The following is a 13398-nucleotide window of genomic DNA, read 5'->3' on the forward strand; positions in this document are numbered from 1 at the left end:
CCCTTGCCCCTTGCCCCTTGCCCCTTGCCCCTTGCCCCTATGCTAAGCTGTCGGCCCATTTTCCGAGCAGCGATGCCTTCCCCATGGACGACGTCACGGCGATTCTCGACCACATGAACCCGGCCCAGCGTGAGGCCGTCAGTGCGCCCCAGGGCAACATGCTGGTGCTGGCCGGGGCCGGGTCCGGCAAGACCCGGGTGCTGGTGCATCGCATCGCCTGGCTGATGCAGGCCGAGGGGCTGTCGCCCTACGCAGTGCTCGCCGTGACCTTCACCAACAAGGCGGCCCGCGAGATGCGCACCCGCCTGGAGGCGCTGCTGGGCATCTCATTGCGCAATGTCTGGGTGGGCACCTTCCACTCCATCGCCCACCGCCTGCTGCGGACCCACTGGCAGGATGCCCGGCTGCCCCAGCACTTCCAGATCATCGACAGCGATGACCAGCTGCGGCTGGTCAAGCGGCTGCTCAAGGACCATCGCATCGACGATGAGCGCTTCCCGCCGCGCCAGGTGCAGTCGTTCATCTCCGGCTGCAAGGAGGAGGGACTTCGCCCCCACCAGGTCGATGCCCATGGTGATGCCTACCTGGCCCAGATGGTCGAGCTCTACGAGCGCTATCAACTGACCTGCGAGCGTGGTGGCCTGGTGGACTTCGGCGAGCTCTTGCTTCGAAGCCTCGAGCTGCTGCGGGACAACCCGGCGCTGCTGGCCCACTACCAGGCACGCTTCGGCCATGTGCTGGTCGACGAGTTCCAGGACACCAATACCCTGCAGTACGCCTGGCTCAAGCTGCTCACCGGCATGAAGACCCCGATGACCGTGGTGGGCGACGACGACCAGTCGATCTATGGCTGGCGCGGGGCGCGCATCGAGAACCTCCGGCGCTTCGAGCGGGAGTTCCCGGCGACCAGCACCGTGCGACTGGAGCAGAACTACCGCTCCACCAGCGCCATCCTCGATGCCGCCAATGCCCTGATCCGCCACAACAGCGAGCGCATGGGCAAGGAGCTGTGGACCGAGGGCGCCAAGGGCGAGCCGATCTCCGTCTATTCGGGGTTCAACGATCTGGACGAGGCGCGCTTCATCGTCGACACCATCCGCGAGAAGGTCGAGGAGGGCATCAATCGGCGCGAGATCGCCATCCTCTATCGCTCCAACGCCCAGTCCCGGGTGCTGGAGGAGACCCTGATCCGCCAGGGCGTTCCCTACCGGATCTACGGCGGCCAACGCTTCTACGAGCGCCTGGAGATCAAGAATGCCCTGGCCTACCTGCGGCTGCTCCTCAACCGCGATGACGATGCCTCCCTGGAGCGGGTGATCAACGTCCCGGCCCGGGGCATCGGCACCCGCACCGTGGAGGTGCTGCGCAGCCGTGCCCGCCAGACCGAAGTCTCGCTGTGGCAGGCGCTGCACGACGCCCTGCTGGATGCCTCACTCAAGGGTCGGGCCGCCACGGCGGTGCGGGCCTTCGCCGAGCTGATCGAGCGCCTGGACAACGATACCGCCGGCCTGGCGCTCCACGAGATCATCGACCACGTGATCGAGCGTACCGGCCTGATCGAGCACCATCGCAGCGAGAAGGGCGAGAAGGGGCAGGCCCGGGTCGAGAACCTCGAGGAACTGGTCACCGCCGCCAAGGCCTTCACCCAGGGCGAGACCTTCGACCCCCCCGAGGCCGGCGAGGGGGCGGTGGCCCTGGAAGCCTTCCTCTCCGAGGCCGCGCTGAACGCCGGCGACCACGAGGCCGACGAGTTCGAGGACTGCGTGCAGCTGATGACCCTGCACTCGGCCAAGGGCCTGGAATTTCCGGTAGTCTTCATCGCCGGGGTCGAGGAGGGCCTGTTTCCGCACAAGATGTCCATGGAGGAGCCGGGCCGCCTGGAGGAGGAACGGCGGCTCTGCTACGTGGGCCTGACCCGTGCCATGCGCAAGCTCTACCTGACCCATGCCGAGCTGCGCCGCCTGCACGGCAAGGAGACCTTCCAGCGCGCCTCGCGCTTCCTGCGCGAGCTGCCCGCGGAGTACCTCGAGGAGGTGCGACTGCGCGGCCAGATCTCCCGGCCCGTGACCGCCGGTCGCCCGGCCGTGGGACTCTCGCGGCAGACCTCGGTCGACGGGGGCGCTGAGCTGCCGTCGCTCTCGCTGGGCCAGCGGGTCACCCATCCGGTGTTCGGCGAGGGGGTGATCCTCAACGCCGAGGGGGAGGGCGAGCGGGCCCGGGTCCAGGTCAGCTTCGAGGGCGAGGGCGACAAGTGGCTGGTGCTGGGGTTTGCCAAGTTGACGCCCCTCTGATTTTCGTTGACGTTGACGTCAGGTGCGGGTACTTGCCGGGCAATTCGGCCTTGACGCATACTCTCGAGTGGACACATCTAGAGCCCGCAGGCATTGCGGGAATAACAATCATCCTGGAGTCACGCTCGCATGCAACGTCGCAAGTTTCTCAAGACCCTGGGCGCCGGTGCCGCCGCCGGCGCCGCCGTCCCCTTCCTCTCCACGGCAAGCGCCCAGGAGACCATCACCTGGGATATGGTGACCTCCTGGCCCAAGAACTTCCCGGCCCTGGGCACGGGGGCCAACGATTTCGCCGCGCGCATCGAGCGCCTCTCCGGTGGGCGCATGAAGGTTCGCGTGCACGGCGCGGGGGAGCTCGTGCCCGCCATGGAGGTGTTCGACGCGGTAGGCGAGGGCACCGCCCAGATGGGCCACTCCGCCTCTTACTACTGGCGCGGCAAGACCCTGGCCTCCCAGTTCTTCACCGCCGTGCCCTTCGGCATGAACACCACCGAGACCAACGCCTGGCTCTACCATGGCGGTGGCCTTGAACTCTGGGACGAGGTGTACGCCAAGCACAACCTCAAGCCCTTCCCGGTGGGCAATACCGGCACCCAGATGGCCGGCTGGTTCAAGAAGGAGATCAACTCGCTGGAGGACATGCAGGGCCTCAAGCTGCGCCTGCCGGGGCTGGCTGGCGAGGCCATGAACGGCATCGGCGTGACCACCGTGAACACCCCGGGGTCCGAGATCTTCACCTCTCTGCAAACCGGCGTGCTGGATGCCGCCGACTGGGTCGGCCCCTACAACGACCTGGCCTTCGGCCTGCACCAGGTGGCCAAGTACTACTACACCTCGGCCTGGAACGAGCCCAGCGCCATTCTCGAGGGCACGGTCAACCTGGAGGCCTGGAACGCCCTGCCCGACGACCTCAAGGCGGTGGTCAGCGAGGCGGCCATGGCCTCCAACCTGGCGATGATCAGCGAGTTCGCGGTGCGCAATGCCGAGGCGCTCGATACCCTGGTCAGCGAACACGGGGTGGAGCTGCGCACCTTCCCGGATGAGGTACTGGAAGCGCTCTACGCCTCCTCCCAGGAGGTGCTCGAGAAGCAGGTGGAAGCCGACGAGGAGTCGCGGAAGGTCTATGACTCCTACACCGCCTTCCAGCAGAAGGTACGGCGCTTCACCGACGTGGGCGAATTCGCCTACCTGAAGACGCGGGAGAAGGTCGGCGTCTGAGGCCTGGCGGTCACTCGCCATTCTGCCATGGGCGCCCTGCGGCGCCCATCGTCGCTTCTGGGGCGCGATGTCGCTGGATGCGGCATCAGTCGCCCTGGCGGGCGGCCCGGATCCGCCCGTTGTCGTCCAGGGCGACCATCACGAAGCGGGCCTCGGTGACCTTGTGCAGCTCGTCGGGGTCGCGTTCATGGGGGGCACGGATCCACACTTCCACGTCGATCTTGATCGAGCTGTGGCCGATCTCGCTGACCCGGGTGAAGATGTTGACCATCGAGCCCACCCGCACCGGGCAGAGGAAGTCCATGGCCTCGATGGCCACCGTGGCGGTGCGGCCCCGGGCCTCGCGGCCGGCGGCCACCTCGGCGGCCTGGTCCATCCGGGCGATCAGCCAGCCGCCGGGAATGTCGCCGTGCAGGTTGGTATCCTGGCGACTGGCCAGCAGCTTGAGGGTCAGTCGACCCTGGGGGGCGGGAATATCGTCGATATCTGTCATGGAAGGCTGAGCGACTCGGGTTGTTGTTGTGGGACGTTCATCAGCTCGCCATGGTATACGGCGAGGCCATCGGTTCACCACCATTGCGACAGGATGTCCCATTTCCGGCCCGGTTCATCCCTTCATCGAGGAAGCTGAGATGTCTGCCATCCTGCGTCATTGTTTCGCCTCCTCGCTGCTGCTGGTCATGCTCGGTGCGCCCCAGGCCCAGGCCCAGGCCCAGGCCCAGGCAGAGGAGATCGCCGGGACCCTGGGAGCGGTGGGCTCCGATACCATGGCGGGGCTGATGCTGCGCTGGGGCGAGGCGCTGACCCGGCAGCATCCCGGCATCCGCCTGCAGCTGCAGGCCAGCGGGTCGGCCAGCGCGCCGCCGGCCCTGGTCGCCGGTACCACCCGGCTGGGGCCGATGTCCCGTCCCATGAACGAGGCCGAGCGCCGGGCCTTCATCGAGCGCCACGGCTATCCGCCTCGGCAACTGGCGGTCGCCCGGGACGCCCTGGTGGTCGTGGTCCATCGGCATAACCCCCTCGAGAGCCTGGGGCATCGCGAGCTGGATGCCATCTTTTCCGACTCACGGCGCTGTGGGGCAAGCGAGGGAGTCCTACGCTGGCGACAGCTGGGGCTCGACAGGCCGGAGGGACGCATCCGCCTGCATGGTCGCAATGCGGCGTCCGGCACCCAGGGACTGTTCCGGCGGATCGCGCTGTGTGACGGTCATTTCCGTCCCGAGGTCAACGAGCACCCGGGATCCGCCGCGGTAGTGGCGGCGGTGGCCGAAGACCCGCGGGCCATCGGCTATGCCGGGCTCAACCACCTCACGCCGGGCGTGAAGGCCCTGGCGCGCCGCGAAGCCGAGGGGGTGCGCCACTTCCCCGACCCCGAGGCGGTGCGGCGCGGCGACTATGCGCTGTCCCGCGACCTCTACCTCTATCTCAACCACCCTCCCGGCGAGTCCCTGCCGGCCGCCGAGCGGGCCTTCCTCGACCTAGTGCTGTCACCGGCCGGGCAGTCGATCGTCGAGGAGCTGGGTTTCGTGGCCCTACCCGAGGCGAGGCGGCAGCGCCAGCGCCAGCGACAGGGGCTGGTGCTGGACGAGGCGGGCCGCTGATGCTGTCATCTCCCTGTCATCACACTGTCGTACGATTCCGCTAGCCCCCCGTTTCGCGCAGGCCCGGTCATGCCCGACTCCTCCTCCCCGACTTCCGTTCGACGCCGCCTGCGTCAGGGGCGCGATCGCCTGGCCACCGTGCTGGTCACCGCGGGTGGCATCGGCGTAATCGCCGCGCTGCTGGCCATCGGCGTCTTCCTGGCGGTCGAGGTGGTGCCGCTGTTCTGGCCCACCGGCACGACGCAGGCGGTCAGCCAGCAGGCCCTCTGGCTGCCCATGGAGGGCTCGGCTGACCCGGCCCGCTATCGCTGGGATCCCACCACCACCCTGGGGACGGACGAGGCGGCCCGGGTCAGCCTGGTGCCCCTGGCCTGGGGCACCCTGGAGGCGGCGGCCTGGGCCCTGTTGATCGCCGTGCCCCTGGCCCTGGGCGCGGCCGCCCACTCGGCCCTGTTCATGTCGCCGCGCCTGCGCAGCCGCCTGAAGCCAACGCTGGAGCTGATGGAGGCATTGCCCGGGGTGGTGATCGGCTTCGTCGCCGGCCTGGTGCTCGCCCCCTGGGTGGAACGCCACCTGGCGGACGTCCTGGCCATGCTGGTGCTGCTGGTGCCCGGGCTGCTGCTCGCGGGCGGCCTCTGGTCGCGCCTGCCCCCGCGTCTGCAGCAGGCGATGCCGCTGGGCTGGGCGGGCCTGTGGCTGGTGCCCTGGCTGCTGCTGCTGCTGTCTGCCGCCCACGCGCTCTCGCCCTGGCTCGAGGCCTGGGCGTTTGGCGGTGACCTGCGCCACTGGCTGGAGGTGCGCCTGGGGCTCGACGTCGCCGTGCGGAACGCCATCATCGTCGGCATGGCCATGGGCTTTGCGGTGATGCCCAGCGTCTATGCGCTGGCCGAGGACGCCCTCTCGGGGGTGCCGCGAAGCCTCGCGGAGGGCGCCCAGGCACTGGGGGCGACCCGCTGGCAGACCCTGTGGCGGGTGGTGCTGCCGGCGGCGTCCCCCGGGATCTTCTCGGCGGTGATGATCGGCGCCGGGCGGGCCGTGGGCGAGACCATGATCGTGCTGATGGCCAGCGGCAATGCGGCCCTGATGACCTGGAACCCCCTGGACGGCCTGCGCTCCCTGGCGGCCACCATCGCCATCGAACTGCCCGAGGCTGGCCCAGGGGGCCTGCACTATCGACTGCTGCTGCTGGCGGCGCTGCTGCTGTTCGTCTTCACCTTCCTGGTCAATACCCTGGCCGAGCTGGTGCGGACCCGCCTGCGCCGGCGCTACCGGCGCCTGGGGGGCGGGGCATGAGGCCGGTGTCCGGTTCACGGGCGCGTCTGCCCCGCGGTGAGGGCCCCGGCGCCTGGCTGGCGGCGGGCAGCGTGGCGCTCTCGCTGCTGGCGCTGCTGGCGCTGCTTTCGCTGCTGGCGGTTCGCGGCCTCGAACACTTCTGGCCCGCTCCCGTCGCCCTGGTGGTGCTCGAGGACGGCCGACAGCTCGCCGGCGAACGGGTCCGCGAGGTCCCGCTGCCCGAGGGAACGGGGCGCGAACGGCTCTATCGGACCGGCAACCGGGACCTTTACGGCACCCGCTGGGAGTGGGTGGCGGTGTCGGCCATCGCCGAGGTCAGCCATCCGCCCGACCTGGTGGTGCTGGAGCGCCGCCGCTGGGGGGAAGCGATCGGCCGGCTCACGGCGCTGGAGAGCGAGACGGGAGAACGGGTCGAGGGCGAGGGCGCCTGGCCGGCCCTCGAGGCGCGGCTGGCCGAGCTGACATCGCTGCGCCAGGCCCGCGACGCCCTGCGCGACGAGGTCATCCTGCCGCGGGTCCGGGCCCTCGAGGAGGGGGGTGACGTGGACCGCGAGCTGGCTACCGCCAATGCCCGGCTGCGCGCGCTGCAGGCGGCCATGGAAGGCGGCCGGCTGACCCTCGCGACCGCCGACGGCGGGCGGCTGGCGGTGCCGCTGGAGCAGGTACTGCGGGTGCGGCGTCCCAACGCCATGTCGCCGTTCGACAAGCTGGTCGCCTGGGGGGAGGGCGTCTGGCGCTTCCTCTCGGAGGGCCCGCGGGCGGCCAATACCGCCGGCGGCGTCTGGCCGGCGATCTTCGGCACCGTGCTGATGGTGATGCTGATGTCGATTCTGGTGACGCCCTTCGGGGTCCTGGCGGCCATCTACCTCAACGAGGTGGCCCACCAGGGGCGGCTGACGCGGCTGGTGCGGATCGCCGTGCGCAACCTCGCCGGGGTGCCGTCCATCGTCTACGGGGTCTTCGGTCTGGGCGTGTTCGTCTACGGCATCGGCGGCACCCTGGACGAGTGGTTCTTCGACGCGGCCCTGCCCTCGCCGACCTTCGGCACCGGCGGGCTGCTGTGGGCCTCCCTGACCCTGGCCCTGTTGACCCTGCCGGTGGTGATCGTGGCCACCGAGGAGGGGCTGGCGCGGATCCCTGACCAGCAGCGCGAGGGCGCCCTGGCCCTGGGGGCCACCCGACTGGAGATGCTCTCCCGGGTGGTGCTGCCCATGGCCACGCCGGCCATGCTCACCGGGGTGATCCTGGCCGTGGCCCGCGCCGCCGGGGAGGTAGCGCCGCTGATGCTGGTGGGCGTGGCCAAGCTGGCGCCCCAGGTGCCGGTGGACGGCGACTTCCCCTTCCTGCATCTTGACAGGAAGTTCATGCACCTCGGCTACCATATCTTCGATGCGGCCTTCCACGGCGGCGATGTCCAGGCGGCGATGCCGCTGGTCTATGCCACTGCCCTGCTGCTGGTGCTGGTGATCCTGGTGCTTAACCTGACTGCAATATTTCTGCGTCATCATCTCAGTACGCGTCACGGGGCGCTCACCCGTCGATGAGCCCAGTACCGCCACGCCAACCGGGAGCCTCGATGCCATTCGTCCAGGACCTGCGCCCGTCGCCCGACCCGGCGGCGGTCATCGACTTTTCCCCCGAGGCCAGCAGCCTGGCCATCCGGGGGCTGAGCCTCGCCTACGGGGACACGCCGGCGCTGCGGGATCTCACCCTGAGAATTCCCAGGCACCGCGTCACGGCCTTCATCGGGCCCTCCGGCTGTGGCAAGTCGACCCTGCTGCGGGTGCTCAATCGCCTCCACGACCTCAATGACGAGGTGGTACGCACGGGCGAGGTGAAGCTCGAGGGCGAGGACATCCACGCGCCGGAGGTGGACGTGGCCGAACTGCGTCGTCGGGTGGGGATGGTGTTCCAGGCGCCCAACCCCTTCCCCATGTCGATCCACGACAACGTGGCCTTCGGCCTGCGCCTGCAGGGGGGGCTGAGCAAGCGCAAGCGCGACGACATCATCGAATGGGCGCTGCGCTCGGCGGCACTATGGGACGAGGTGAAGGATCGGCTGCGTGCCTCGGCCTGGTCGCTCTCCGGGGGCCAGCAGCAGCGTCTGGTGATCGCCCGCACCCTGGCGGTGGGCCCCGAGGTGCTGCTGCTCGACGAGCCCGCCTCGGCCCTCGACCCCATCTCCACGCTGAAGATCGAGGAGCTGATCGGCAACCTGAAGTCGCACCTGACCCTGGTGCTGGTCACCCACAACATGCAGCAGGCGGCCCGGGTCTCCGACTACACCGCCTTCCTGCAGGACGGCGCGCTGGTGGAATATGGCCCCACCGACACGCTGTTCACCCACCCGCGCCTGCGGCGTACCGAGAACTACATCACCGGGCGCATGGCCTGACGGCCGGCCCCAAGGAGAGATCCCATGGACATTACCAGCGATATCCACAGCCAGCATATCTCCCGGCAGTTCAACCAGGAGCTCGAGGAGCTCAAGACCCACCTGATGGCGATGGGGGGGCTGGTCGAGAAGCAGGTCCAGGACGCCGTGGCGGCCCTGCTCGAGAGTGACTCCGAACTGGGCCAGCGCGTGGTCGCCAACGACCGCGCGGTCAACGACATGCAGATCAAGATCGACGAGGAGTGCACCCAGGTGCTGGCGCGGCGCCAGCCCACCGCCTCCGACCTGCGCCTGGTCCTGGCGGTGATTCGCGCCGCGTCCGACCTGGAACGCATCGGCGACGAGGCGAGCAAGATCGCCCGCAACGCCATCGACCTGATCGAGGCCGACAACGGCAACCGTGGCTTCGTCGAGGTGCGCATGATCAGCGAGCACGTGCGGCGCATGGTGCGCGACGCCCTGACCTCCTTCGCCCGCCTCGACACCGAGCTGGCGCTCAAGCTGGTCCACGAGGACGAGGAGGTGGACAACGAGTACCGCAGCGCCATGCGCTCGCTGATGACCTTCATGATGGAGGATGCCCGCTCGATCTCGTCGGTCCTCAGCGTGATGTGGATCCTGCGGGCCCTCGAGCGCATCGGAGACCACGCCAACAACCTGGCCGAGTACGTGGTCTACCTGGTCAAGGGGCTCGATATCCGCCACACCGACCCCGAGGACCTCGACAAGGATATGCTCGAGGGCAAGGGTTGACCGCAAACGTCGCTTGACCCTCAATGATGCAGGCCGCCGCCCCGTCGGGCGGCGGCCTGCCGTGTGACATGAGGACGTGACGGATGCTCGATGCCTTGACGGCGCTGACCCGCGGGACCCGCCTGGTCTACTCCCGCGGCCTGCGGCGCTTCGTGTTCCTGCCGATAGTCGTCAACCTGTTGGTCTACACGGCCATGCTCTGGTACGTGCTGGGCCACTTCGGCGGCTGGCTGGAGGGCTGGATGGCCATGGTCCCCGGCTGGCTGGAGTGGCTCTCCTGGCTGATCTGGCCGCTCTTTGTGGTCAGCCTGGTGCTGATCGTCTTCTTCACCTTCACCCTGGTGACCCACCTGATCGCCGCGCCCTTCTACGGCTTCCTGGCCGCCCGGGTGGAGCTGGAGGCGACCGGGCGACCGCCGCTGGACGACCGTGGCCTGGCGAAGACGGCGATGGACGCCATGGGGCGCGAACTGGTCAAGCTGGGCTACATCCTGCCACGCATGGCGCTGCTCTTCGTGCTCAGCTGGATCCCGGTGCTCAACCTGGTGGCGCCGCTGCTGTGGGCGGCCTTCTCGGCCTGGATCATGGCGATCACCTACCTCGACTACCCCATGGACAACAACAAGGTCAGCTTCGCCGACATGCGTCGCCGGCTGAAGGCCCGCTGGTGGCCGACCCTCACCTATGGCGGCTGGGTGACCCTGATCACCTGGATCCCCCTGGCCAACCTCTTCCTGCTGCCCGGCGCCGTGGCCGCCGCCGTCCTGATGTGGGAGCGGCACTATCGAGGTATCGAGATCGGCGCGGCGCATGGCGGGCCGCCTCAGGCGCGCTGAGCCCTCTCGCTCGTGTCGCGCAGGCGCTCGGCGGGGAACAGGCAGCGGAAGGTGGCGCCGCGGCCGGGGCGGGAGGCGATCTCCAGGCGGGCGTCGTGGCGCAGCAGCACGTGCTTGACGATGGCGAGCCCCAGGCCGGTGCCGCCGGTGGCGGTGCTGCGGCCCTTGTCGACCCGGTAGAAGCGCTCGGTGAGGCGCGGCAGGTGCACCGGGTCGATGCCTTCGCCGTCGTCCTCCACCTCCAGGCAGGCGCCCTCGCCATGGGGGCGCCAGCGCAGCACGATATGGCGCCCGTCCCCGGCATAGCGCACGGCATTGAAGGCCAGGTTGGAGAGCGCACTGCGGATCTCCTGCTCGCTGCCGACCAGGGCGCGGGACTCCTCGACCTCCACCGCGATCGACTGGCGGCCGGCGGAGAGCGCCGCGGCGTCGCTCTGCACGGCCTCGAGCAGCTCGCCCATCGCCAGCGGGGCGTCATCGCGCCCGCCCTGGTCGATCTCCAGCCGTGACAGCAGCAGCAGGTCGTTGACCAGGTTCTGCATGCGGTCGGTCTGGGCCTTCATCTGCGACAGGCCGCGGCCCAGTCGCGGCGGCAGCTGGCCGGCCATGTCGCCATAGGTCTCCAGGTAGCCGGCCAACACGGTCAGCGGGGTGCGCAGCTCGTGGGAGACGTTGGCCACGAAGTCGCGGCGCATCTGCTCCAGGCGGTGCAGCCGGGTGATGTCGCGGGCCATTACCAGCCGCTCGTCGTCGCCGTAGAGGGTGATCTGGAACTGCAGGATCAGCCTCTCGTCGATGGGCGAGGGCAGGGTCAGCGGCTCGCGATAGTCGCGGCCATGAAAGTAGTCGACGAAGCGCGGGTCACGCAGCAGGTTGGTGATGTGCTGGCCGCGGTCGAGCTGGGGCTTGAGGCCCAGCATGCGTTCGGCCGCGCTGTTCCACCACTCCAGGTCGCCGTGGCGGTCGAGCATCACCACGCTGTCGCGCATCGCCTCGGAGGACTCCTGGATACGCTGCAGCGTGGCCCGCAGCCGCTGCTGGGTGAGGCGCTGGCTCTTCTGGTAGCGGTAGAGGCGGTCGAACAGCTCGCCCCACAGGCCGCTGGCGGCGGGGGGCTCCTCCTGGGGGCGCAGGGTGAGCCACTGGTAGAGGGCGTGCAGCTGGCGCAGGTGGAAGGTCAGGCAGAGCAGCAGACCGGCGGCGATGCCGGCCGGAATGGCGGAAAAGGGCCAGCCGACCAGGGCCCCGGCGGCGACCAGGGTCGCCAGGCGCCAGAGCTCGCGTCGCCAGAGCCGCCCCACGTCAGCCCTTGGTGGAGAACCGGTAGCCGGTGCCACGCACGGTCTGGATCAGCTGGTGATGAGGCTCGCCCAGCGCCTTGCGCAGGCGGCGGATATGCACGTCCACGGTACGCTCCTCGACATAGACATTGCCGCCCCACACCTGGTCGAGCAGCTGCCCGCGGGTGTAGGCGCGTTCCTGGTGGGTCATGAAGAACTGCAGCAGGCGGTACTCGGTGGGCCCCATCTCCAGCGAGCGGCCATCGACGCTGACCCGGTGGCTGACCGGGTCGAGCAGCAGCCCGGCGACCTCCACCGGGTCCTCGATGCCCCGCGGCGTGGCGCGGCGCAGTACTGCCTTGAGGCGGGCCACCAACTCGCGCGGCGAGAAGGGCTTGGTGATGTAGTCGTCGGCCCCGGCCTCGAGCCCCTGGATCTTGTTGTCCTCCTCGCCCTTGGCGGTGAGCATGATGATCGGCAGCTCGGCGGTGGCCTCCTCGCGCTTCAGGCGACGGGCCAGCTCGATGCCGCTGGTCCCGGGCATCATCCAGTCCAGCAGCACCAGGTCGGGCTGGTGGTCGACCACCATGGCGTGGGCATCCTGGGCATTGTCCGCCTCGAGGACGCGATAGTCGGCCATCTCCAGCGCCACCGCGATCATCTCGCGGATCGGCGCCTCATCATCGACAATCAGTACGGTCTTGGCGGTCATCCCGGAGCCTCGTGGTCAATGACAGATCGATGACGATGACAGCACGTCATGATGACAATAGCGTGACAGGTTCGGCCTGTCGCCCGCCCGCTCAGCCGCCGTTCACCGTCGGCCACAGGGAGAGCGCGATGCCGGCGAAGACCAGCAGGCCCGACCAGTGGTTGTTGAGAAAGGCCTGGAAGCAGCGGTCCCGGTCCCGCTCGCGGATGAGGAACTGCTGGTGCACGAAGGTCGCCGCCATGGCGGCGAGCCCCAGCCAGAAGAAGCCCCCCAGCGCCAGCAGCCCGCCGGCCCAGGCCAGCAGCCCCAGGGTCAGGCCCTGCAGCAGGCCGATCATCAGCCGGTCGGCGCGGCCGAACAACACCGCGGTGGACTTGATGCCGATCTTCAGGTCATCGTCGCGGTCGACCATGGCGTACTCGGTGTCGTAGGCCACCGTCCAGGCCACGTTGGCGGCGAACAGCAGCCAGGCGACCGGGGGTAGCGTTCCCAGCACGGCACCGAAGGCCATGGGAATCGCCCAGGAGAAGGCCGCGCCGAGGAAGGCCTGGGGCAGGTGGGTGTAGCGCTTCATGAAGGGGTAGATGAAGGCCAGGATGACCCCCACCACTGAGAGCATCACCGTGAAGAGGTTGGTGAACCAGACCAGCACGAAGGCGGCCATCACCAGCATCAGGAACAGCGCCTGAGCCTCCCCCTCGCTGATCCGGCCGGTGGCCAGGGGGCGGTTCCTGGTGCGCTTGACGTGGCCGTCGAAGTGGCGGTCGGCATAGTCGTTGACCACGCAGCCGGCGGCGCGCATCAGGTAGACCCCGGCCACGAAGATCAGCAGCACCTTGCGACCGGGGATGCCCTCGGCGGCGACCCACAGGGCCCAGAGGGTGGGCCACATCAGCAGCCAGGTGCCGATGGGGCGGTCGAGGCGGGTCAGGTGCAGGAAGTCGGGCACCCGGGCCAGGCCCCTGGGGTGCATCAGGGATCGATCCATCTCGGTCTCTCGCATGTGGAAGCTTGCCGGC

General features: G+C 69.1%; 12 protein-coding genes. 8 read left to right on the forward strand and 4 right to left on the reverse strand.

Features of this window, described 5'->3' with window-relative positions:
* Positions 1-83: 83 nt before the first annotated feature.
* A complete protein-coding gene (gene uvrD, locus QLQ83_RS02235) occupies positions 84-2291 on the forward strand; it encodes a DNA helicase II (protein WP_282733945.1) in 2208 nt (735 codons plus the stop codon).
* Between the two features lie 129 nt (positions 2292-2420).
* Positions 2421-3509 (forward strand): TRAP transporter substrate-binding protein, encoded by a 1089-nt coding sequence (locus QLQ83_RS02240; protein ID WP_282733946.1) that lies wholly within the window; start codon positions 2421-2423, stop codon positions 3507-3509.
* Positions 3510-3594: 85 nt separating this feature from the next.
* Here the strand turns inward: QLQ83_RS02240 and QLQ83_RS02245 are convergent, their stop codons facing one another.
* Positions 3595-4002, reverse strand: coding sequence for an acyl-CoA thioesterase (locus tag QLQ83_RS02245; protein ID WP_282733947.1), 408 nt, complete (start codon positions 4000-4002; stop codon positions 3595-3597).
* A 139-nt stretch (positions 4003-4141) separates the two neighbouring features.
* Here QLQ83_RS02245 and QLQ83_RS02250 point away from each other — a divergent pair, with 139 nt between their 5' ends.
* The 6 genes from QLQ83_RS02250 (at position 4142) to cysZ (ending at position 10387) form a co-directional block, all read left to right on the forward strand.
* Positions 4142-5110: a phosphate ABC transporter substrate-binding protein gene (locus QLQ83_RS02250; RefSeq protein ID WP_411971109.1), complete on the forward strand. Its 969-nt coding sequence runs from the start codon at positions 4142-4144 to the stop codon at positions 5108-5110.
* 69 nt (positions 5111-5179) lie between these two features.
* Complete coding sequence (locus QLQ83_RS02255; RefSeq protein WP_282733948.1) at positions 5180-6403, forward strand: ABC transporter permease subunit; 1224 nt, start codon at positions 5180-5182, stop codon at positions 6401-6403.
* Positions 6400-7947 carry a phosphate ABC transporter permease PstA gene (pstA, locus tag QLQ83_RS02260; RefSeq protein WP_282733949.1) on the forward strand — a complete coding sequence of 516 codons (1548 nt, stop codon included), beginning with the start codon at positions 6400-6402 and terminating at the stop codon, positions 7945-7947. Before QLQ83_RS02255 ends, pstA begins: the two co-directional genes overlap by 4 nt.
* 32 nt (positions 7948-7979) lie before the next feature.
* A complete protein-coding gene (pstB, locus tag QLQ83_RS02265; protein ID WP_282733950.1) occupies positions 7980-8798 on the forward strand; it encodes a phosphate ABC transporter ATP-binding protein PstB in 819 nt (272 codons plus the stop codon).
* A 24-nt stretch (positions 8799-8822) separates the two neighbouring features.
* Positions 8823-9551 carry a phosphate signaling complex protein PhoU gene (gene phoU, locus QLQ83_RS02270; RefSeq protein WP_133637172.1) on the forward strand — a complete coding sequence of 243 codons (729 nt, stop codon included), beginning with the start codon at positions 8823-8825 and terminating at the stop codon, positions 9549-9551.
* Positions 9552-9634: 83 nt separating this feature from the next.
* Positions 9635-10387 (forward strand): sulfate transporter CysZ, encoded by a 753-nt coding sequence (cysZ, locus tag QLQ83_RS02275; protein WP_282733951.1) that lies wholly within the window; start codon positions 9635-9637, stop codon positions 10385-10387.
* On the opposite strand, the gene phoR is transcribed toward cysZ, so the two are convergent.
* From phoR to ubiA, 3 genes are all read right to left on the reverse strand, one after another.
* Positions 10375-11688, reverse strand: a complete 1314-nt coding sequence (gene phoR, locus QLQ83_RS02280) for a phosphate regulon sensor histidine kinase PhoR (RefSeq protein WP_282733952.1) — start codon at positions 11686-11688, stop codon at positions 10375-10377. The genes cysZ and phoR overlap by 13 nt on opposite strands.
* A 1-nt stretch (position 11689) precedes the next feature.
* Complete coding sequence (gene phoB / locus QLQ83_RS02285; RefSeq protein ID WP_282733953.1) at positions 11690-12379, reverse strand: phosphate regulon transcriptional regulator PhoB; 690 nt, start codon at positions 12377-12379, stop codon at positions 11690-11692.
* Between the two features lie 91 nt (positions 12380-12470).
* On the reverse strand, positions 12471-13367 hold the full coding sequence (gene ubiA / locus QLQ83_RS02290) for a 4-hydroxybenzoate octaprenyltransferase (RefSeq protein ID WP_282733954.1): 897 nt from the start codon (positions 13365-13367) through the stop codon (positions 12471-12473).
* Positions 13368-13398 lie beyond the last annotated feature (31 nt).

Origin of the sequence: Halomonas rhizosphaerae (assembly GCF_030010555.1) — a bacterium.
Taxonomy (GTDB): domain Bacteria; phylum Pseudomonadota; class Gammaproteobacteria; order Pseudomonadales; family Halomonadaceae; genus Halomonas; species Halomonas rhizosphaerae.

Excerpts from the sequence above, each read along its gene's own strand:
- cysZ (WP_282733951.1), top strand. The coding sequence starts at position 9,635 with ATGCTCGATGCCTTGACGGCGCTGACCCGCGGGACCCGCCTGGTCTAC.
- uvrD (WP_282733945.1), top strand. The coding sequence starts at position 84 with ATGGACGACGTCACGGCGATTCTCGACCACATGAACCCGGCCCAGCGT.
- phoU (WP_133637172.1), top strand. The coding sequence starts at position 8,823 with ATGGACATTACCAGCGATATCCACAGCCAGCATATCTCCCGGCAGTTC.
- QLQ83_RS02250 (WP_411971109.1), top strand. The coding sequence starts at position 4,142 with ATGTCTGCCATCCTGCGTCATTGTTTCGCCTCCTCGCTGCTGCTGGTC.
- QLQ83_RS02255 (WP_282733948.1), top strand. The coding sequence starts at position 5,180 with ATGCCCGACTCCTCCTCCCCGACTTCCGTTCGACGCCGCCTGCGTCAG.
- pstB (WP_282733950.1), top strand. The coding sequence starts at position 7,980 with ATGCCATTCGTCCAGGACCTGCGCCCGTCGCCCGACCCGGCGGCGGTC.
- phoB (WP_282733953.1), bottom strand. The coding sequence starts at position 12,379 with ATGACCGCCAAGACCGTACTGATTGTCGATGATGAGGCGCCGATCCGC.
- pstA (WP_282733949.1), top strand. The coding sequence starts at position 6,400 with ATGAGGCCGGTGTCCGGTTCACGGGCGCGTCTGCCCCGCGGTGAGGGC.
- QLQ83_RS02245 (WP_282733947.1), bottom strand. The coding sequence starts at position 4,002 with ATGACAGATATCGACGATATTCCCGCCCCCCAGGGTCGACTGACCCTC.
- QLQ83_RS02240 (WP_282733946.1), top strand. The coding sequence starts at position 2,421 with ATGCAACGTCGCAAGTTTCTCAAGACCCTGGGCGCCGGTGCCGCCGCC.
- ubiA (WP_282733954.1), bottom strand. The coding sequence starts at position 13,367 with ATGGATCGATCCCTGATGCACCCCAGGGGCCTGGCCCGGGTGCCCGAC.